This window comes from Streptomyces sp. HB132, from assembly GCF_016909575.1.
Classification (GTDB): Bacteria; Actinomycetota; Actinomycetes; order Streptomycetales; family Streptomycetaceae; genus Streptomyces.
Window position 1 is genome coordinate 1 of the sequence record NZ_JAFBGA010000034.1, and the last position, 19,905, is coordinate 19,905.

The window sequence follows — 19,905 nt, forward strand, 5'->3', positions numbered from 1 at the left end:
GGTTCCGGCAGCAACGACGACCGGGAGAAGCCGGACTCGTGGAAGCACGAGAAGCCCGAGGGCGGTGTGCACGCCGGTGGCGGTGCGCTGGCCGGCGTGTCGGCCGACGACTGGGAGAAGGACAAGGAGTCCGGTTCCGGCAGCGGCATGGACAGCGAGAAGACCTGGAAGCACGAGAAGCCCGAGGGCGGTGTCCACACCGGCGGTGGAGCGATGGCGCTCTCCGGCAGCGGTCTGGCCGCAGGTTCGGTTCTGATGCTCGGTGGCCTGGGTGCCGCCGCGTACAAGCTGCGCCGCCGCAACGCCTCGGGTGCCGCGGCCGCCTGACCGGCGTCCCGCACCACTGAATGAACCGTGTCGTGGCCGCCGCCCGTTTCCGGGCGGTGGCCGCGCCGATTTCCCCGTACAGCCGCACATCCCCCGTAACGCGAAAGGCAGCATGCGCATGGCCGCCCCGCAGCCGTCCGAATCCGACTCCGCCTCCCCTGCCCTCGGCCGTTCCCTGCTGTGGCCCGTCGCGGCGGTGGGGCTGGGCTTCCTCCTCGTCTACAACTCCTTCGACGCGTCGGCGGGAGTCCCGTCGGCCCCCGCCGTGGTGTCCCTCCCCGCGGCCTCGGCTCCTGCCTCGCCCGCCCCGTCGGCTTCCCCCGCTCCGCGTGGGCTGCCCCGGTCCGAGCCCAAGCGGCTCTCGATCAGTTCGCTCGCGGTCGACGCCCCCTTCACGCCCCTGTCGATCGGTTCGTCCGGGCAACTGGACGCGCCGCCCGCGGACGACCCGAATCTGGTGGGCTGGTTCAAGGACGGAGCCACTCCCGGAGAGCCCGGCACCTCGGTGGTCGCCGGGCACGTCGACACCAAGACCGGCCCCGCCGTCTTCCTGCTGCTCAGCACCCTCAAGGCGGGCAGGACCGTGGACATCACCCGCCAGGACGGCACCGTCGCCACATTCAAGGTCGACTCCGTCGAGACGTTCAGCAAGGCGGAGTTCCCGAGCAAACGGGTGTACGACGACAACGGCTCCCCCCAGCTTCGGCTGATCACCTGCGGCGGCGTCTACGACAAGAAGAAGAAGGACTACGAGGACAACGTGGTCGTCTTCGCCCACCTGGCCTCCACCAAGGACTCTGACTCCTGAGTGCGCTCGGTGCCTGACCCTGACGGCACCGGGGTGCGCGCCTCCCCGGTGTGGTCTTTGAAGGTCCCCGTCCGGGCCGGCCGACCTGCTCGAGGCACCGGGTAATGGCTGGTTGAGCCGACGCGCACACACCTACCATCCGTCTGTGACCACGACCTCCGCCGACGCGCGGACACAGCAGCGACACACGGGCGGTCCGGGGAACGTCGGGGCCGCGGATCTCCGCCCGGTCCCGGAGCTCGGTCCGCTCATCGGACACGACGACGCCCGTACGAGGTACACGGGGCTCACCCTGTTGTCCGAGCGGGTGGCCCGGCTCCCGCCGGGGGCCGGTGAGGCGGCCGAACTGGCGCGGCTGCTGCCGCGGGACGTGCCGGACTCGCCGGACGAGTCGCTCCTGCTGGCCGGACTCCACGGCCGGCTCGGTATCCACCTCCCGGGCCGGCGGCTGCCCGATTGGCGCACGGCCCCGCTGGAGCAACGCGTGCGAGTCGCCTGGCTGCGTGCCGAACTGCTCACCGACCCTTCGGTACTGCGGCACGAGCGACCCGAAGAGCCCCTCTGCCAGGCCGTGCGCGGAATCGACGCCGTGGACGCCCACCGCCCCGACCTGCTGGTGGCCGAACTCCTGCTGACCGGCGTCCCCTTCCTCCTCGCGGAGGCGGTCCGCCTGGTCCGTCAGGGCCTGCGCGCAGGTCTGCTGGCTCCCGGTCCCGCCAGGACGCATCTGGCCGGGCTCCTCGGTGCGGGCCCGGCACATCCGCTCGTCACGTCCGCAGTCCTGGAGGAACTGGCCGAGCCCTGGGCCGCCTCGGACCCGCTGCCCGCGGCCCGCTTCGCACCCTTCCTCGACTCCGCACATGCGGGGGTACCGGCCTTGGCCCTCGTCGCCGCGACCCGGCACGGACACGGCGCGCTGCTGCCGCGGACGGCGGCCGACCCCGACGTAGCCCCTTCGGTACGACGCCTGGCCATGGAACTCCTCGGTGAGCTGGCGGAACGCGATGACATCGGCGCGCTCCTGGACATCGCCGGCCAGGACCCGCTGCTGCTCGGCGGGCCCGCGGTCACCTGTCTGCGGGGACTCCACCGGCGAGGGCACTTCCCAGAGGTGGCCCAGGTGCCGGCCGTCATAGGCCTGGCGCTCGCCGATCACTGGATCGACCCCCATGCCGTCGCGACCATTCTCTACACCTGCCGTCGTGCGATGCTGGATCTGCTCGTCGACGCCCCTGCGGACGCCCAGGACTGGCCGCGACGGCTCGCCCTGCTCGTCGCGCTGGCCGGGCAGGGGACAGGAGACCTTCCCATCGGGTCGGCCGTCACCCGACTGCTTCCCTCCGCGCGCCTGCCCGCGCCGTTCCTCGACGCGATCCGCCGACTCCGCCACCAGGACGCCGAGGAGACCGTTCTCTCCCTGCTGCCCGAAGCCCCCGCCGCAGTCCTCGACACGCTCGAAGCCATCGGCGGACGTCGCACGGTCGCTGTGCTGACCGAGGCGCTCGGCCCCGACACCGACGGCCGGGGCATCGCCCCTTTCCTGCGCCCGGTACGCCACCGTGCGCTCGAACTCCTGTGGCAGCTCAACACCGATCCGGACCTTCGACGTCACCTGCTCGCCCGTTTCGATCCCGCCGAGCTGCCCCCGGCCGTCGTCGCCGGCCTCGGAGCCGCGGACGAGCGGGAACTGGCCGTGCTGACCGCGGGTCTTCAGGGGGCCGGCGACCCCGTCGCCGCGCTGTGCGCGCTCGCGGTCCACGACAGCTCGGCCGTCCTGCCCTCCGTCGCCGGACTGCTGCTGCGGGTCGTGAGCGAACTGGCCGTGTCCTGGGAAACCGTGGAAACGGCCCCGGAGACGACCCGGACCGAGGAACCCGCCGTACCCCAGGAGATCGTGGACGCCGTACGTGCCCTGGGCGGCAGGCTGTACGACCGGCGCAGGATCAGGCCTGCCTGCCTGCTCGGAACCAGGGACGCCGGGGAGGCGGGGGACGCGTTGCTGGCAGAGATCGTCCTGGACCTGCTGGACCGGCCTGGTCTGCCGGCCCGTCAGACGTCGATCCTGCTCGAAGTCCTCGCCCGCGCGCCGTCCGCACGAACCCGCCCGGGCGTGCACCGGCTGCTGCGGCATCGCGACCCGCATGTGCGCAAACAGGTGATCGCGCTGCTGGCCGTGGGCCCGGCGGGCGAGGACGCGCAGGCCCTGTCCGCCACGCTCATCGCGCTGACCCGTGCCGACGACATCCAGACCGTGCGGCAGGCGCTGCTGGCCCTCGGCCAGGCCGAGGCGCGCTGGGCCTGCCCGGCGATCACCGCTCAGCTCGGCCACCCCACCATGAACGTCAGGAAGACCGCCGCCTCGGCTCTGGTGCGCGCCGGGACGCCCGTGGCGGTGGCCGGCCTCCTGCGCACGCTCGGCCGCACCGACAACCCGGGGCTGCGCGCCGGGCTCGTCGCCGCACTCCGGGCGGTGCTGGGTGACGTCTGCACGGCCACGGTCCTCGCCGCCGCCGAGCGTGCCGGGGACCCTCGTGAGCGCACGCTGCTGCTGCAGGGCCTCGACGGCGCCCTCGCCTCCCGCACGGTCCTCGCCCTGGCTGACCAGGGCTCGTCGGCGCTGCCCGAACTGCTGGCCATGGTCGCGGACGGACGGATCCGTCTCGGGGCGGGGACCGCCGCCGACCTGGCGGAGCCGGCGGCGGAGCACGGGATCGCGGTGTCCGGTCACCCGTCGGACGCGGACTCCTGCGCTGCCGTGCTGACCGACCACGGCTGGAACGCCAGGGTCGCCCTGCGCCTTGCGGACGGTGCGCACGATCTGGCGGCACCTCGCCTGCGGGAGCTGCGGCCGATGCTGGCGGACTGGCTGTGTCTGGCCCGGTCCGTGTCCGAGGCCGACCGGGACAGGGTTCTGGGCCTCGTCCTGCGGATGTGCCCCGCACCGTGGGCGCCCGGTGAGCTGGCGCACTTCGCGGGTTCCGCCCAGGTCCTGGTGGAGGGCCTCGCGGGCCGGCGGGTACAACGGACGCGTCTTCTTCCCCTGATCCAGGCCTTGGCGCCCGGGCTGCCCGGCGTGGAGCGCATGTCGGTCGCCGATGCCGTACGCAGCCTGTCGCCCCCGCAGCACCTACCGGCACTGCGGCTGCTCCGTGCCTGCGATGCCGTGCCGGTCAGGGCGGATCTGGACCGGTCCCTGGCCGCGGCCCGCCTCGACGCCGAATCCGGGGACGCCGAGACGGCCGTACTGCGCGAGGCGTTCGGTGCACCGGTCCCGCCCTCGCCGGAGGCCGAGTCCTGGAGGTCCGCGCTGCGAGCGGTCCTCCGTACGCGGCGCGGGACGGAGGAGTTCCGGCTGAGCCGCCACCCGTGCCCGCCGGACTCGCGACAGCGTCTCGCAGCCCTGATGGCCGTCTACCCCGATGCCGGGGACGACGGCGTGAGGGCCGTCCTGCTCGACTGGATGACGGCTCTTCAGCCCCTCGACGTCCCGCCCTGGACGCTTGCCGAGACAGCGGACCCGCGTCCGGAAACCGTGCGCGAGGACGACCTCGACCGGCCACGTTCCTCCGCACGGCGTGCCCGGCTGCTGAGCATGCTGGACGCGCCCGATGCCGCCGGGAGAGCCGCAGCCGCCCGGCAGCTCCTGGGCTGGCCCGAGCCGGAGCCGGCCCGTGCGGTCCTCGACGCCTACCTACGGGGCCGCATCCCCCTGCCGACGGGAACCCGCCCGGCCCGCACTCTGGGCACGGTCGATCCGGCGGACTTGGGTGGCGGGGAGTTCATCCCCGACAGGGTGGTCCGCCTGGCCCGGCAACTCGAGCCCTGGGAGGTCGTGCCGCTGATCCCGCTGCTGCTCGGATGGTGGGAGCACGGGCGCGCGGAGCTGCGGTCCGAAGCCGCGCGGGCCCTGCGCACGGCGCCCGCCGATGTTCTGGCGGACCATCTCCGCCCCCGGATCACGGCGGGCGCGTGGGGTCTCCTCGACCTGCTCACCGGTCTTCGCCTGCTGGGCTCCGCGGACCTGAGAGGCGTCCGGGAGAGGCTGCGGGCGGAGGGACGCGACGACCTCGCAGAGGGCCTGATCCTTGACGTGGGGCCGGATCCCGCCCCCCGGACGACCGACGCCGGTGCGGTCCACCGTCCCGGGCGGAGGGAACTGCTGCGCCTCGCCCGTGCGGGAGGCCCGGAGCAGATCCGCAGGGTGCTCTCGCGGCTCGCCGAGGAGCACGGTGGGCGGGGCCCTGACAGCGACCCCGAGCTGAGGGAGGTCATCGGTGAACTGCTGGCCCATCCCAGGCCCAAGGTGAGGCTGCACGCCCACCGGACCTCGCGCACCATGCTGGACCGGCCGGCCCATCTGCTCCACACCGCCGTCCTGCTGAACGACCCGCAGCCCGACATCAGCCGTATGGCGATCAGAACGCTCTGCCGCGCCGGCTGGGAACCCGCCGTTCCCGCGCTGGTCGCTCTGCTCGGCCACACGCATCCGACGGTACGCAAGGAGGTGGTGGAGGGGTTGCTGCTGATGGGTGCGGCCGCGGTTCCCGCACTGCGGCACGCCGCAGGCCAGGCTCGCCCCGACAGACGTACCCGCTACACCGGCCTCCTCGACCGGCTCACCGGGGCCGACGACGGGCCGCCCGCGCGATGAGCGCTCAGCCCGTGCCCTCGCGCCCCGCCACGGCGACCTGGTGCAGCGTCCGGCCGGTGCGGGCCGAGCGGGCGTGGTACGGATCGGGGGTACCCGGGCGGTCGTGGACCGCCTGCCGGTCGTCGGCCTTGATCAGCAGCCAGGCCTCCGGGCTGCGGGCCCCTTCCTCGTCGTCGACGTGGAAGCGGGTGAGCGCGAATTCGCCGTGCAGCTTGGTCCCGTCGAGCCGGAACGTGGCGTGGCCGCGTTCCAGCGACTCGGCGAACGGGACGGGGGCGCCCGCGAGGTCGTGGCTGGTCGGGCTGTAGGTGCCCTGGTCCCAGACGATCACGGTGCCGCTGCCCTGCTCGTCCCGCGGAATGACGCCCTCGAACTCGCGGTATGCCAGCGGATGGTCGTCCGTCGGCACCGCCAGCCGCTTGTCACTCGGATTGTCCGACGGGCCGCGCGGGACGGCCCAGGACTTCAGGACGCCGTCGACCTCGAGCCGGAAGTCGAAATGCATACGCCGGGCGTCGTGGATCTGCACCACGAAACGCCGTGTGCTCTCGCTGTCCACGACCGATCCTTCCGCCGATGCGTCGGACGATGCGCACCCGCCCGGCAGAGGCCACGCGAGCCCCGCACAGTCCATGTCTCCACTGTGCCGCCGCCGACGTCGGGCCGCATGGCGGCGGCGGCACGGGGAGGCCGGTCAGTCCGTGTACCGGTCGAGCGCCGCGTCGGCCGCGGCACCCGACCGGTGCCACCAGGTCGTCACCGGCTCCCAGACCCGGATTCCGTCCGGGGCACCCAGCGAGGCGGCGTCGAAGGTCCGCCCGCGGTGCGCGGGGTCCCCGGCGACCGTCAGCCGGTCCACCACCCGCAGCTCCGTGGCGGCCGGGTCCAGGGTGCGCACCGCGGCGTGGACGGTACCGCCGGCCGGAACGCGGTACGGACCGCTCTCACCCTCGGGCACCGGCAGGGCGGGGCCGTCCAGGTCGCCGAAGACGACCGTGGGGATGCGGTCGACGGCGCAGGCCCGCCGTCCGTCGTTGGTGACGCTGATCCGCACCGTTCCGGGCCGGCCCGAGGCCGCGGCGGCGACCTTCAGGCTGCTTTCCCGACAGGTGGGGAGGACGGGCGCGGCTGAGGTGGCCGTCGCGGCGCCGGCGGGAGCCGGCAGGGCGAACGACAGGGCCAGGGCTGCGGGAAGGGCGGCTTCGATACGGATGCGCATGGGTTGTCCGTTCCCCGCGGCGGTGACTTCTGCCCGTACCCGCCCGGTCTGGACCAGGTCCTTGACGGGCCGTGGGCCACTGCCTTAAATCAAGAGTTGAAAGATACGCCAGGGGCGGATGCGTCACGTGTTCACCTCTCGGCGTCATCTGTCATGCACATGACTGTCATCTCCCCACAGAAATGATGTGGTGACTGTGCCTTCCCCCCACCCCGTCGTGCGCCGTCCCTCCAGGAAGCGCCGCGCGGCCCTGTACACCGCCCTCTCCCTGCTCTGCTGCTCCGTGGTCATGACCGCGGTCCCCGCCGGAGCCTCCGCCGCACCCGACCCCCACTCGGCTGCGTCCTCCCCCGGATCCCGCAAGGCGGCGGCAGTCGCCTTCGCCGACGAGTTCGACGGTCCCGCGGGCTCCGCCGTCGACGGCGGGAAGTGGCAGACCGAGACCGGCGACAACGTCAACAACCACGAACGGCAGTACTACACGGCGGGCAACGACAACGCCGCACTCGACGGCCAGGGCAACCTGGTCATCACCGCGCGCAAGGAGAACCCCGGCAACTACCAGTGCTGGTACGGCACCTGCGAGTACACCTCGTCCCGCCTCAACACCTCCGGCAAGTTCACCTCGACGTACGGACACGTCGAGAGCAGGATGAAGATCCCGCGCGGACAGGGCATATGGCCCGCCTTCTGGATGCTCGGCGCCGACATCGGCAGCGTCGGCTGGCCCAACAGTGGTGAGATCGACATCATGGAGAACGTCGGCTTCGAACCCGGCACCGTCCACGGCACCCTGCACGGCCCCGGCTACTCCGGCTCGGGCGGCATCGGCGCCGGCTACACCCTCCCCGGCGGAGCCGCCTTCGCCGACGACTTCCACACCTTCGCGGTGGACTGGGCCCCCGACTCCATCACCTGGTCCGTCGACGGCACCGTCTACCAGCGAAGGACACCCGCGGACCTCAACGGCAACGCCTGGGTGTTCGACAAGCCGTTCTTCCTCATCCTCAACCTCGCCGTGGGGGGCTACTGGCCCGGCGACCCGGACGGCAGCACCAGCTTCCCGCAGCAGCTCGTCGTCGACTACGTGCGCGTGACCACCGGCGACTGACGCCGGGCGGGACCGGTGGCCCCCGCCGCCGGTCCCGCGTGCCGACGTAGCATGATCCGCATGGAGCAGCGCACACTCGGCAGGACCGGCCGTGACGTATCGGTCGTAGGACAGGGCACCTGGCAGCTGGGCGGGGACTGGGGCGAGGTGCGGGAGGCGGACGCCTTCGGTGTCCTCGACGCCGCCGTCGAGGCGGGAGTCACCTTCTTCGACACCGCCGACGTGTACGGCGACGGCCGCAGCGAACAACTCATCGGCCGCTATCTGAAGGACCGCCCGGACGCGGGCCTCTTCGTCGCCACCAAGATGGGCCGGCGCGCGGAACAGCTTCCGGAGAACTACGTACTGGACAACTTCCGCGCCTGGAACGACCGCTCACGTGCCAACCTCGGCGTCGACACCCTCGACCTCGTACAACTGCACTGCCCGCCCACGGCCGTCTACTCCTCGGACGCCGTGTACGACGCCCTCGACACGCTGGTCGCCGAGCAGCGGATCGCCGCCTACGCGGTCAGCGTCGAAACGTGTGCGGAGGCGCTCACGGCCATCGCCCGGCCCGGTGTCGCCAGTGTCCAGATCATCCTCAACCCGTTCCGCCTCAAGCCGCTCGACGACGTGCTCCCGGCCGCCGTCGAAGCCGGCGTCGGCATCATCGCGCGAGTCCCGCTCGCGTCCGGACTGCTGTCCGGCAGGTACACCGCCGACACGGTCTTCGCTCCCGAGGACCACCGCACGTACAACCGCCACGGTGAGGCGTTCGACCAGGGGGAGACGTTCTCCGGTGTCGACTACGCGACCGGTGTGGCCTCCGCCGCGGAATTCGCCGCGCTCGCCCCGGAAGGCGCCACCCCGGCACAGACCGCTCTGCGCTGGATCATCCAGCAGCCCGGAGTCACCAGCGTCATCCCCGGTGCGCGCTCGACGGAGCAGGCCGGCGCCAACGCCTCGGCCGCCTCACTCCCGCCGCTCCAGCAGAGCACCCTGGACGCGGTCCGCGACCTGTACGACCGGCGGATCCGCGCGGAGGTGCACCCGCGCTGGTGAGCCGAGGGCTCAGTCGTCCCCGTCGTCATCCTGAGCGGGATCCCCCGCAGACCCGTCCGGCGCGGGTGAATCGAGACCGGCCGTCGGCGAGGGGCCGGGATCCGGAGCGTCCGCCGCTCCGGTGTCCGGCGCGAAGAGGACCGTGCCCAGGTAGACCGCCGCCAGAAAGGCGACCGTTCCGGCCACCGCGCTCGCCACACGGGGACGGCGTCGGATGGCCTCACCCGTGCTGATCCGGCGCGTCGTGCCCGTTCTGGGCGCCCGCGGGGCGGGCGCCGCCCGTCTGCGCCCGGTGGCCTGCGGCAACCGGTACGTCGACACGCCGCCGGTGCCCGGCGCGGCGCCCTGAGCCGGGACCGGTGAGGCGGTGCGCGGAGGCGCGGGACGCGGGGAAGCCGCCGCGTGCTGCGGCAGCGGCTCGGGCCGCCCGCGCCAGGCGTCCGTACGGAACCAGTCGGACACCTGCTGCGCGGTCGGCCGCTCCTCGGGCTTCTTCGCCAGCAGGCCCAGCAGATACGAATCGAAGGCGGGGGAGACGTCCACACCCCGCTGTCTGACCGGCACCGGAGGCGTGTCCACGTGCTGATAGAGCGTCGCGGTCGCCGTGTCCGAACGGAACGGCGGCTGCCCCGCCAGGAGTTGGTAGATGACACAACCGAGGGAGTACATGTCCGACGCGGAGTCGGCCGTACGCCCGAGAGCCCGCTCGGGGGCCAGATAAAGACTCGTACCGACGATGTGGCCGGCCGTGGTCAGCGCCGTCGAGGGGTCGTCGACGAACTGGGCGATACCGAAGTCACCGATCTTCACGGACCCGTCCGCGTCCAGCATCAGGTTCCCGGGCTTGATGTCACGGTGGACGATGCCCTGCCGGTGCGCCGCGGCCAGTCCGGCGGCGGCCTGGCCGGCGATCCGGGCGACCTGCTCGGGATGGACCGTCTCCTGGGCCTCCAGCAGGTCCCCGAGGCTCCTGCCCTCGACCAGTTCCATCACCAGATAGAAGCGGTCCTCCCAGGAGCCGAAGTCGAACACGGCCACCAGATGAGGGTGGCTCAGGCGTGCCGCCGTCTGCGCCTCCAGGCGGAAGCGCGCGGTCGACGAGGCGTCGGCCTGGTCGCCCAGCAGCAGCTTCACCGCCACGGCACGGCCCAGCACTTCGTCCGTGGCGCGCCACACCTCGCCCATACCACCACGGCCGATGGGGGATATCAGCCGGTACCGTCCAGCAACCAGCACCTGTGCACACCAATCTCGATTTGTGGCCCGCTCCGACTGCCGCGGCGGCGACCTCAACGGGCTCATCGCCTCGGTACGGTGCGTGGGGGTGCGCGGCCCGATCAGGATATCCGTCCCCCGGACCTTCGCTCGCCCGGCCCGGGCCATGGGCGCCGGATCCGGCCAATCGGGTGGCAGGACCGGCCTGTTCTCAGCCCGCGGCGAGCCAGTCGAGCACAGCCGCGGCGGTGAATTCGGCCTGCCCGCCCGGGAAAAGCAACTCGGCCCGCCCGAACACCGAACCGTCCGGCGTCGCGTCGGTGTCAGGAATCGCCACACAGCGCATCCCCGCCGCGTGTGCCGCCCGGACGCCGGGTACGGCGTCCTCCAGGACCACACACGAGTCCGGCGCCACGCCGAGCCTCCGCGCCGCCTCCAGGAACACGTCGGGCTCCGGCTTCCCGTGCGCCACCTCCTCCGCCGAGACGTAGACGGGGAAGTACGCGTCCAGCCCCGTGACCTGGAGCGTGGCCGCGATCGCGGCCCTGGACGACCCCGATGCCACCGCCATCGGCACCCCGTCCCCGTGCAGCCGCTCGACGAGGGCGCGCATCTCCGGGAAGGCGGCGGTGGACGTCCCGGCGAGCTCCAGGTAGAGGGCGTTCTTCCCGGCCAGCAGTTCGTCGACCGGCGCCCCGATCCCGTACTCCTCGCGCAGGACCGTGAGGGTCTCACGGGTGCCGATCCCGATGAAGCGGGTGTGGTTCTCCCAGCTGAAGTCCCGCACACCGTAACGGGCGAGGAGCCGGCGGCCCGCCTCGTAGTAGTTCGGTTCGCTGTCGACGAGAGTGCCGTCGAGGTCGAAGAGGACGGACGGTGCCGGGTGGCGCGGAATCTCCATGGTCTCCAGCATGCCCGACCGTGATCAGACGGCTCCGCCCACCGCCCGCCCCACCGCCTCGACCAGAGGCAGTACCCGGTGCGCCACACGCTCGCGCAGAGCCACCTCTGTCCGGGTCCTGACCACTCCGGGGAGCTGGATCAACTGCTGGATCACGTCCTCCAGATGCCCGTTGTCGCGGGCCACGACACGGGTCAGGAGATCGCCGCCCCCGGTGGTCGAGAAGACCTCGATGATCTCCGGGACGGCCGCGAGCGCGTCGCCCACCTCGTCCAGGTGCCCCTGGGTGACCTCCAGGTGGACGAAGGCCAGTACGGGGTGGCCCAGGGCCGCGGGGGAGAGGGCCGGGCCCGTGCCCGTGATCACCCCGTCCCGCTCCAGACGGTCCAGCCGTGCCTGAAGGGTGCCGCGTGCCACACCGAGGATGCGCGCGTACTCGCGCACGCTGGTGCGCGGCTGCTCGATGAGCAGCCGGAGGATGCGGGTGTCCAGGGCGTCCACCGCCATGTCCGGGTGTGCTCCTCCTGGATCGGTGATCGGTAGCCCGACTGTACCCAAGGGCGGCGCGGCGGGGCCCGCGGCGGGGACGGCGCGCCCATGCCGGACCGGGAGGACAGGCGGAGCGGCCGGCCCCTCGTTCACAGGACCCGGTCAGTTGCCGCCGTCGCGACCCCCGGGCGGTCCCGCCCGGGGGTCGCGACGGCGGGCCGGTGCCGTACCTGCCGGTACGGCCGCTCGCGCTCGTCGGGCGCCCCCGTCACTCCGCCTCGGCCAGGACGTCGTTCATGCCGTCGCCCTCGCGCCAGTCCCTCAGCAGGGCGTGGAAGGCGACCGGACCGTCGCCGAAGGACTCGCTGCGTGCCCGCGGCCTGCCCTCGTTGTTGTAGTACCCGGGGGTGCACTCCGCCTGGAACGCGTGCAGGCTCGGAGCCTTCCGGCGGATCGTGGCCACCCATTCCTCCTGCGCCTCGACGGTGGGCTCGACGTGCCGGGCCCGGCGCCTGCCGGACTCGGCGACGACCTCGGCGACGTGCGTGGCCTGCTCGTCCAGGATGTGGACGTAGTTGACGGCGCTGGCGTTCTGCAGCGGACCCAGCTGGAAGAAGTTCGGAAAGCCGTGGCTGTAGAACCCGTGGAGCGTCTTCGGACCCGCGGCCCAGGACTCCAGCAGGGACACCCCGTCCCGTCCGTACACCGGCAGCTTCCCCGACATCACACCGGAGATGCCGACTTCGAACCCGGTCGCGAAGATGATGCAGTCGACCTCGTACTCGACGCCGCCGACCACCACGGAGTTCCGGGTGATGCGTTCGACCCCATGGCTGTCCGCGGTGTCGACGAGGGTGACGTTGGGGCGGTTGAAGGCCTGGAGGTAATGGTCGCTGAACGTGGGCCGCTTGCACATGTAGCGGTACCACGGCTTGAGCTTCTCGGCCGTCTCGCGGTCCTCCACGAGGGCGTCCACACGGGCGCGGATCTCGTTCATCTTCTGGAAGTCCGCTATCTCGTAAGCCCGTTCGCGTTCCTCGGCCGGGACGTCCGCGTACGCGTCGGTCGGGATGAGCTTCTCCTGCAGGCGGGCCGTGCTGGTCCAGGCGTCGTTCACCAGGTCCTCGCCGACCGACTTGCCGGTGACGACCTCGAGGAAGTTCTCCATGCGCCGCCGCTGCCAGCCGGGCCGGAGCGACTTCGCCCATTCCGGGTCGGTGGGCCGGTTGTCGCGGACGTCGACCGAGGAGGGCGTGCGCTGGAACACGTGCACCTGCCGCGCGTCGGCTGCGAGGTGCGGTACGACCTGGATGGCCGTGGCACCGGTACCGATGAGCGCCACTCGTTTGTCGGCGAGCCCCACCAGGCCGCCGTCCTGGTCGCCTCCGGTGTAGGCGTAGTCCCAGCGGCTGGTGTGGAAGGTGTGGCCCTCGAAGGTCTCGATCCCCTCGATGCCGGGCAGCTTCGCCTGACTGAGCGTGCCGCTGGACACCACCACGTAGCGGGCCCTCATGCGGTCACCGCGGTCCGTCGTGACCGTCCACTCCGACGCGTCGTCGTCCCAGCGCAGTTCGGTGGCCTCGGTCTGGAAGCAGGCGTCGCGGTAGAGGTCGAAGTGCCGCGCCACGGCCTGTGCGTGCTCGCGGATCTCCTCGCCCGGGGCGTACTTCCACTTCGGGACGTAGCCGACCTCCTCCAACAGCGGCATGTAGGTGTAGGAGTCGATGTCGCAGTGGATGCCCGGATAGCGGTTCCAGTACCAGGTGCCGCCGAAGTCCCCGCCCTTCTCGATCACACGGATCGAGCGCACGCCCGCCTGGCGCAGCCGCGCGGCGGCGAGGAGGCCGCCGAATCCGCCGCCGACGATCACCGCGTCGACCTCGTCCCGCAACGCGGCCCGGGTGAAGTGCGGGTCGGCGTGCGGGTCGGCGTCGTAGTAGCCGAACTCGCCGGCGGTTCGCCTGTACTGGGCGCTGCCGTCGGGACGGATCCGCCGGTCGCGTTCGGCGCGGTACTTCAGACGCAGCTCCTCGGGGTCGAAGCCGAGCTCGTGGACATCGGGTCCGGTGGGCGTGGGCGTGGGCGAGGTGTGGGGGGAGGGCATGCGGGCCTCATTCCAAGGGGGCGGGATCAGGACTGGTCGTCGTACGGCCGTCGGCGTACCCGGTGCTCCCGCGCACGCCACGGGCAGGCCGGAGGGCCTGCGGGCGCGGCATCGGCGGGCGAAGGGCCGCGTCGGCCGGAGGGTTCGGGGCGGCACGGGGGAGGGGCGGCGCACCGGGCGGATGCTCCTGGCCCCTCGCAGACCAGGACGGTCTGCCTCCGGGGGCGTTCACCAGCAACTCCTCCGGTTCCTGCTGGACTTGCGACGCGCCCCGTGCTCATGAAGTGCATAGTACACATCATGTGGTTGATGCATATCGCAGTCGTGGCCGGGTGATGGAAGGTGTCCGGAAACAGGCGGACACCGACGTGGAAAGGACGTCGGCCCCCGCTGGCCCCCGGTTCCCCCGGGCCCTGCCCGCCGCCGGGTGAGGGCCGGTCAGACCGCGGACCAGCCGTTGTCGACGGGGAGGATCGCCCCGCTGATGTTGCTCGCCGCGTCCGATGCGAGGAAGACGATCGCCGCCGCCTGCTCCTGTGCCCGCGCGGGCGAGCCGACGTTGCCCATGTAGGGGGCGAGGGCGCCCGGGCCGTGGGCGCCCCGGTCGGCGTCGACCCGGATGTTGGTGATGGTGCCGCCGGGTGCGATGGCGTTGGAACGGATGCCCTTGTCGCGGTACATGACCGCCAGCGACTTCGTCAGGCCGGCGATGCCGTGCTTGGACGCCGTGTACGCGGCTCCCGCCGCGCTGCCCCGAAGGGATGCCTCGGAGGCGGTGAAGACGATCGCACCCTTCCCCGCTGCGAGCATGTGCGGCAGCGCGGCCCGCGTGAGGCGGAACGGGGCCGTGAGGTTGATGCCGATGACGCGCTCCCACTCGTCGTCGCCGGTGTCGGCCGCGGCCGACATGCTGTCCATGATCCCGGCGTTGTTGACCAGGACGTCTATGCCGCCGAACTCCTCCACGGCCGTCGCCGTGACCTCGTCGACGACGGCCTGGTCCCGCAGGTCCCCGATCGCGGTCACGGCGGTTCCGCCGCTCCGCGTCACTTCCTCGGCGACGGCGAGGGCGGCCGCCTCGTCCACGTCGGCGATGACGACCCGTGCGCCCTCCTGTGCGAACAGCAGAGCGGTGGCCCGGCCGATGCCCGATCCCGCGCCGGTGACGATGACGCTGCGGCCGGGGCTGCTGGTGCTGGCGCTCACGTGATGCTCCTCGTGTTGGTGGCGGTAGCGCACGCTATCTTTAATGGCACAGACTGCCAACATGGCTGATTGCGCCATGAAGGGAAATGGCTACGATGTCCGCAGTTCGAAGGGAGGTGGCCGAAAGCCGTGGAAACCGCGCACGCAGGTGAGGCGCAGGGGCGTGCCCCGGGCTCAGCCGGGACGGCGGCCGACGGCGGTGCCCGCCTCGGGCGCCCCCCGCTGACCGAACGCCGCAAGGCCGCGACCCGGCTGGAGATCGCCCGCGTTGCCGTACGTCTCTTCGCCGAGCGGGGCGTGGCCGCGACGACCGCCGACGAGATCGCCGCCGCGGCGGGAATCTCGCAGCGGACCCTGTGGCGCTACACCTCGTCCAAGGAGCTGTGCGTCAGCCCCCTGCTGACCTACGCGCTCGATTTCGTCACCGCGCTCATGAGGTCCTGGCCACGCGACCGGCCACTGGTGGAAGTCGTCGGCGGGACCCCGTCCTCACTCCCGGTCGCGTCGGCGGACACCGACGCGGAAGCGCTCCGCGACCTGGTCCAGCTGACCCGCACCGAGCCCGGACTGCGCGCCGTGTGGCTCCAGGTCCACCACGACGCGGAGCTGGTCTTCGCCGAGGTCATCGCCGGGCGCACGGGACACCGGCCGGACGACCTCGAGCCCCGGATGCAGGCGATGCTGCTCAACGGCGCCCTCCGCATCGCGGTCGAGCGGTGGGCGTGGAGCGCGGACCCGCAGCCTGCCCACCTTCCCCGCACGGTCCGCCGCGCGCTGGACATCGCCCGGGCAGGGCTGTCCGGCTGAGCGGCGACACCACTCCCGGGCCGAGAGGTTCCGGACGTGTCCGGTCGCGCGGATCGTCGTTGACCAGGGCATGAACCTGCGGTCCCTGTCCCTCGCGCTCGTCGCCCTGCTGAGCACGGCCGGCTGCGTCTCCGTCCAGGCCGAAGACGTGCGGCCCGCACCCGCGGTCTCCTCGCGCTCAGGCAACGCCCCCGCCGCGCAGGCGTCCAGGGAACCCACCGAGCCCCCGGCCGTCCACGACGCCCTGGGGAAGACCGAGGAGCGGCCTGAGCGAGCGAGCGGGAAGAAGAGGAAGGGAGGAGGGGCGCGTGCCGCGGACGGGGTGGCGCCACCGGCCCGCCAGGAGGCCCGGGAGCAGCCGCGACGCGTGACTCCCGCCCGCCCCGAACCGCCACGCCGCGCGGGGACGCCCCGCCGGGCCCAGCAGCGGAAGACCTACGACATGCGCACCGTCTGTGCGTCGGGCCGCGGGGTCGCGTCGGCCGAGATCGTCGCCCTCTGCCGCACCACGTACGGCAGCTGACGGCGGGGCGCGGCGGTTCACGCGGCCCTCGCCGAGGCGCGGGGCGATCGTGCGGTCGGCGCGATCCAGCAGCGTCGAAGCCGTCGTCAGCTTGTTGCGTCGGCCGTCCACTCCAGGATCTCCCGGGCGCCCTCACGGACAGCCGCCTCCTCGTCCAGGACGAGCCGCACGCAGACCGCCGCGATGTCAGGCACGCTGTCCGGTCCCGCGAGGACGTCATGCACGCCGGTCTGCATCCAGTCGGCATGGCTGTCGTCGGCTTCGGCCAGCGCCAGCGCGATGAGCCGCACCGCAGCCGCCGTCCCCACTCGGGCCAGGGCCTCTGCCGTCCGGCGGGTCACCTCCGTGTCCGCGGTGTCCAGCAACAGGACCGGCAACGCGATCGCAGCCGCGGGGAAAGCGGCGAAGGGCGCAAGATCACGCCCCGCGCGCACCCGCTGAGACGAGGAAGGGGACAACGCCCTGTCCAGGGCCGCCCGCAGCCCGATCATCGACATCGACACAGCCGGACACTCCCATGCCCTGCCGAGAACATCGAATCCCCGCCTCCGCGAAGGACCTGGTGACGCCGCGGCCGATCGTGCCCGCGTACGGATGCGCACGGGATCCCCCCTCCTCGGAGCAGAGGGGGGATCAGGCCGTCCTGGTCAGCTCCTGGTGTCCAGGTGCTCGGCGAGTTCCGCGATCGTGACGTAGCGGAACAGGTCGACCATGGAGACCCGGATGTCCATGATCTTCTGGATGCTCTGGGCGATCCGGAGTGCCGTCAGCGAGTCCACCCCGAGGGCGAACGAGGAGTCGTGCACATTGAGTTCGGCGTGGCCGAGCTCGCGGGCCCAGATCCGGGCGAGGGCGCGTTCGGTGTCGCTGTACTCGGCGCTCTCCTTGCCGAAGAGCTTCGGACCGTCGTCGGACGGCGCTGTCTCCGACGTGGTGGCCGACCCGCTGTCGCTGCTGCGGGCAGCGGCGACAGCCTGCTGGATCGAGGTGGCGAGTACCAGCGGTGCGCGACGCAGCAGCTCCGTGAGCCCGGCGGACCCGCGCAGCTGCTGGTAGTTGATCTCACCGACGACCACGGGCGTGCAGGCCGAGGCGAGCACCTCCTCGAAGCTGCTGAGACCGTCCTCGATCGACACCGACCGGAAGAAGCCCTGGTCCTGCTGGACCCCGTGGTCGAACGCCATACCGGTGTCCAGCCAGTCGCTCCAGTCGACCGTCACCGTCCATCGGCCGCGTGCGCCGCGCTGCTCGGCGAAGTGGTCCAGGTAGCTGTTGGCGGCGGTGTAGTCGCCCTGCCCGGCTGCGCCGAAGAGCGCCACCGTGGAACCGAAGTTGACCATGCACTCCGGCGGGTCGTCCTGTGTGACGAGGTCCAGCACGGTGGCCCCGAGCACCTTCGGGTTCAGCGTCCGACGGAAGGTCTCCGGGTCCTTGCGGAAGAGGAAACCGTCCCCGGCGACCCCTGCCGCGTGGACGATGCAGCCGATCGCACCCAGCTCGTCGCGTACCTCGGCGACGACGCGTTCCATCGCCGCCAGGTCGGTGACGTCGCCGGAGTAGCTGCGTACCTCGGCGCCGTTCTCGGCCAGTTCACGCAGCGCCTCGACCTGCCTGCGCACCTTGACGTCGGTGACCGCGTCCCAGCGTTCGCGCGGCGGCAGCTCGGTACGGTTGACCAGGGCCAGCCGCGCACCCGGCACCGAACGGCTCAGATGGCGCGCGACCGCCAGTCCGAGCCCGCCCAGACCCCCGGTGATCAGATACACCCCGTCAGGGCGGACCGGGCCGGACCTCGGCCTGTCACGGAGGTCCACGGGTGCGAGCTCCGCGACGTACCGGAGTCCGTCGCGCAGTGCGACGGTGGTGGGTGTCCGTGCGCCGAGCAGCTCGGCGCAGACGGCCGAGGGGGCGGTGTCCTCAGCGATGTCCAGGCAGAACACGTCGGTGTTCTCGTACTCCTGGCCGACCACCTTCGCGAGGCCGAAGAGGGTCGCGTGGACGGGGGCCGTCTCCTGTTCGGTGCCGGTCACCCGCGCCACAGAAGGCGCGACCACGCTGAACCCCGCGGGGGAGACACCTCGCTCGGAGAGGCTGCGGGCCAGGTGGAACAGGCTGTGGACACCGTGGGCGAGCCGATGCTCCAGGACGGCCAGATCCTGCTGGACGCGGCCGTCGGCCGGGGCCGCGACGTGCACGACCTCGTCCGGAAGTTCCGTGCCGAGCGCGTCCAGCAGCAGGCCGAATCCCTCGGGGGTGGGTGGCATCTCGTACTGGTCCGGAGCGAGCGGCCGCCAACGCGCCGCGAGCGCGGCTTCGGTGACACTGACGCCGTGCGCGCGCAGCGCGGAACACAACTCCGCGCTGATACTGCCCTCTTCGCCGATGACCAGGACCCGGGCGGGTGGGGCGTGCTGCCCCTCCGGCGCCGGTGCCGGCACCCACCTGAGCGTGTGGTGACGGGAGTGCGGGCGCAGCTGTGCGACCGTGCGCTTGGCGTCGGTGACGCGCTTGACGGTGAAGCCGCGGATCTCGGCCGCGGTGGCGCCCGAATCGTCGCAGATCAGCACGTCGACCTTGCGGAACTCGGTGTTGTTCGCATAGCCGGGATGCGGCTGGACGAAGCTCAGGCCCCGAGCGGGCAGCGGTCCGTGCAGGATCAGCGAGTCGTAGCCGACCGGGAGGAAGAAATCCCGGTTGCCGAGGGCGAGCCGGCGGTCTTCGGCGGTGTCCAGGACGGCGAATCCACTGAAGCCGGTGGCCTGGTCGAGCAGTGTCGGGTGCAGGAGGTGTTCCTGGCACTCGTCCCGGTACTGCTCGGGCAGGTCGAGCACGCCGAGGGCGGCGCGGATTCCGACGTGCACGGTCGGCAGCGAGCTCCGCCAGCGGTCGCCGAACTCCATCACCTGGTGCTCGGTCTGCCGCAGGGTGATGTCCACACTCTCCAACGAGCAAAGCTCACGCAGACGTTCCGGATTCTGCTGCGGCGCGGGTGAGGTGAGCGGCCGGACACCGACGGTCCCCTGGACGTGCACCGTCCAGCGGTCGCCCGCCGGGTCGAGGCTGGCGACAGTGAATTCCGCCTGTGTGCCGTTGAGTTCACGGATGGTCGTGTGCGCGGTTCGCGGGATGTTCTCCTGCACGAGCAGCGGGACCAGGAAGGTGACGTCGCGGAGTTCGGTGGCCGGCCGGCCGAAGTGCAGCGAGGCGGCGGCGCGGGCCATCTCCAGATAGGTGGTCCCGGGGACTATCGCCTCTCCGAGCAGCTTGTGCTCCGAGAGCACCCAGTGACGCTCCAGCGAGAACTCGGTGAGGAATACGGACTGGCCCATCGTCCGGAGCAGGACCTGGTCCAGCAGCGGGTGCGGGCCGGGGATGTCCTGGACCGCAGCCTGCGGGACCTGGGGATCCAGCCAGTAGCGTTTGTGTTGGAAGGGGTAGGTGGGGAGGGGGATGCGGCGGCGTTGTTGGTGGTTGTAGTAGTTGGTCCATTGGGGTGTGGT

At 72.0% G+C, this 19,905-nt stretch carries 15 protein-coding genes and 1 pseudogene; 7 read left to right on the top strand and 9 right to left on the bottom strand.

What is annotated here, in order from left to right; all coding sequences use genetic code 11:
* The 3 genes and pseudogenes from JOC24_RS32690 to JOC24_RS32700 all read left to right on the top strand — a co-directional run.
* Window positions 1-327 (top strand): annotated as a pseudogene (locus tag JOC24_RS32690) (hypothetical protein); the annotation flags it as partial.
* A 118-nt stretch (window positions 328-445) separates the two neighbouring features.
* The gene (locus tag JOC24_RS32695; RefSeq protein ID WP_205024062.1) at window positions 446-1,135 is read left to right on the top strand and encodes a class F sortase; all 690 of its coding nucleotides are present in this window, start codon (window positions 446-448) and stop codon (window positions 1,133-1,135) included.
* A gap of 145 nt (window positions 1,136-1,280) precedes the next feature.
* Complete coding sequence (locus JOC24_RS32700; protein WP_205024063.1) at window positions 1,281-5,786, top strand: HEAT repeat domain-containing protein; 4,506 nt, start codon at window positions 1,281-1,283, stop codon at window positions 5,784-5,786.
* Window positions 5,787-5,790: 4 nt separating this feature from the next.
* Here the strand turns inward: JOC24_RS32700 and JOC24_RS32705 are convergent, their stop codons facing one another.
* Together JOC24_RS32705 and JOC24_RS32710 are read right to left on the bottom strand one after the other, a co-directional pair.
* Window positions 5,791-6,291 carry a DNA polymerase ligase N-terminal domain-containing protein gene (locus JOC24_RS32705; protein WP_239581409.1) on the bottom strand — a complete coding sequence of 167 codons (501 nt, stop codon included), beginning with the start codon at window positions 6,289-6,291 and terminating at the stop codon, window positions 5,791-5,793.
* A 189-nt stretch (window positions 6,292-6,480) separates the two neighbouring features.
* The gene (locus JOC24_RS32710; protein WP_205024065.1) at window positions 6,481-7,005 is read right to left on the bottom strand and encodes a DUF4232 domain-containing protein; all 525 of its coding nucleotides are present in this window, start codon (window positions 7,003-7,005) and stop codon (window positions 6,481-6,483) included.
* A gap of 190 nt (window positions 7,006-7,195) precedes the next feature.
* On the opposite strand from JOC24_RS32710, the gene JOC24_RS32715 reads away from it, so the two are divergent.
* Entirely contained in the window at window positions 7,196-8,116 is a 921-nt protein-coding gene (locus JOC24_RS32715) for a glycoside hydrolase family 16 protein (protein ID WP_205024066.1), read from the top strand.
* Between the two features lie 51 nt (window positions 8,117-8,167).
* Window positions 8,168-9,160 (top strand): aldo/keto reductase, encoded by a 993-nt coding sequence (locus JOC24_RS32720; protein WP_205024067.1) that lies wholly within the window; start codon window positions 8,168-8,170, stop codon window positions 9,158-9,160.
* A 9-nt stretch (window positions 9,161-9,169) separates the two neighbouring features.
* On the opposite strand, the gene JOC24_RS32725 is transcribed toward JOC24_RS32720, so the two are convergent.
* The 5 genes from JOC24_RS32725 to JOC24_RS32745 all read right to left on the bottom strand — a co-directional run bounded on the left by JOC24_RS32725 (window position 9,170) and on the right by JOC24_RS32745 (window position 15,075).
* Window positions 9,170-10,345 carry a serine/threonine-protein kinase gene (locus JOC24_RS32725; RefSeq protein ID WP_239581412.1) on the bottom strand — a complete coding sequence of 392 codons (1,176 nt, stop codon included), beginning with the start codon at window positions 10,343-10,345 and terminating at the stop codon, window positions 9,170-9,172.
* A 241-nt stretch (window positions 10,346-10,586) separates the two neighbouring features.
* Window positions 10,587-11,276 (bottom strand): HAD family hydrolase, encoded by a 690-nt coding sequence (locus JOC24_RS32730; RefSeq protein WP_205024069.1) that lies wholly within the window; start codon window positions 11,274-11,276, stop codon window positions 10,587-10,589.
* A 24-nt stretch (window positions 11,277-11,300) separates the two neighbouring features.
* Window positions 11,301-11,783 carry an Lrp/AsnC family transcriptional regulator gene (locus JOC24_RS32735; RefSeq protein WP_205024070.1) on the bottom strand — a complete coding sequence of 161 codons (483 nt, stop codon included), beginning with the start codon at window positions 11,781-11,783 and terminating at the stop codon, window positions 11,301-11,303.
* A 250-nt stretch (window positions 11,784-12,033) separates the two neighbouring features.
* Entirely contained in the window at window positions 12,034-13,869 is a 1,836-nt protein-coding gene (locus tag JOC24_RS32740) for a flavin-containing monooxygenase (protein WP_205024071.1), read from the bottom strand.
* Between the two features lie 438 nt (window positions 13,870-14,307).
* Window positions 14,308-15,075: an SDR family NAD(P)-dependent oxidoreductase gene (locus tag JOC24_RS32745; protein WP_205024072.1), complete on the bottom strand. Its 768-nt coding sequence runs from the start codon at window positions 15,073-15,075 to the stop codon at window positions 14,308-14,310.
* Between the two features lie 129 nt (window positions 15,076-15,204).
* Between JOC24_RS32745 and JOC24_RS32750 the strand changes: the two genes are divergently transcribed.
* A complete protein-coding gene (locus JOC24_RS32750; protein WP_374104552.1) occupies window positions 15,205-15,882 on the top strand; it encodes a TetR/AcrR family transcriptional regulator in 678 nt (225 codons plus the stop codon).
* Between the two features lie 70 nt (window positions 15,883-15,952).
* Window positions 15,953-16,405 (top strand): hypothetical protein, encoded by a 453-nt coding sequence (locus JOC24_RS32755; RefSeq protein WP_205024073.1) that lies wholly within the window; start codon window positions 15,953-15,955, stop codon window positions 16,403-16,405.
* Window positions 16,406-16,491: 86 nt separating this feature from the next.
* Here the strand turns inward: JOC24_RS32755 and JOC24_RS32760 are convergent, their stop codons facing one another.
* Together JOC24_RS32760 and JOC24_RS32765 are read right to left on the bottom strand one after the other, a co-directional pair.
* A complete protein-coding gene (locus tag JOC24_RS32760) occupies window positions 16,492-16,902 on the bottom strand; it encodes a hypothetical protein (protein WP_239581416.1) in 411 nt (136 codons plus the stop codon).
* 150 nt (window positions 16,903-17,052) lie between these two features.
* The coding region (locus JOC24_RS32765) for an SDR family NAD(P)-dependent oxidoreductase (protein ID WP_205024074.1) at window positions 17,053-19,905 on the bottom strand (2,853 nt) is incomplete at its 5' end.

Coding starts and splice junctions, on each gene's coding strand:
- JOC24_RS32725 (WP_239581412.1), bottom strand. CDS start 10,345: ATGGGCGAGGTGTGGCGCGCCACGGACGAAGTGCTGGGCCGTGCCGTG.
- JOC24_RS32710 (WP_205024065.1), bottom strand. CDS start 7,005: ATGCGCATCCGTATCGAAGCCGCCCTTCCCGCAGCCCTGGCCCTGTCG.
- JOC24_RS32760 (WP_239581416.1), bottom strand. CDS start 16,902: ATGTCGATGATCGGGCTGCGGGCGGCCCTGGACAGGGCGTTGTCCCCT.
- JOC24_RS32735 (WP_205024070.1), bottom strand. CDS start 11,783: ATGGCGGTGGACGCCCTGGACACCCGCATCCTCCGGCTGCTCATCGAG.
- JOC24_RS32705 (WP_239581409.1), bottom strand. CDS start 6,291: ATGCATTTCGACTTCCGGCTCGAGGTCGACGGCGTCCTGAAGTCCTGG.
- JOC24_RS32730 (WP_205024069.1), bottom strand. CDS start 11,276: ATGGAGATTCCGCGCCACCCGGCACCGTCCGTCCTCTTCGACCTCGAC.
- JOC24_RS32695 (WP_205024062.1), top strand. CDS start 446: ATGGCCGCCCCGCAGCCGTCCGAATCCGACTCCGCCTCCCCTGCCCTC.
- JOC24_RS32740 (WP_205024071.1), bottom strand. CDS start 13,869: ATGCCCTCCCCCCACACCTCGCCCACGCCCACGCCCACCGGACCCGAT.
- JOC24_RS32720 (WP_205024067.1), top strand. CDS start 8,168: ATGATCCGCATGGAGCAGCGCACACTCGGCAGGACCGGCCGTGACGTA.
- JOC24_RS32755 (WP_205024073.1), top strand. CDS start 15,953: ATGAACCTGCGGTCCCTGTCCCTCGCGCTCGTCGCCCTGCTGAGCACG.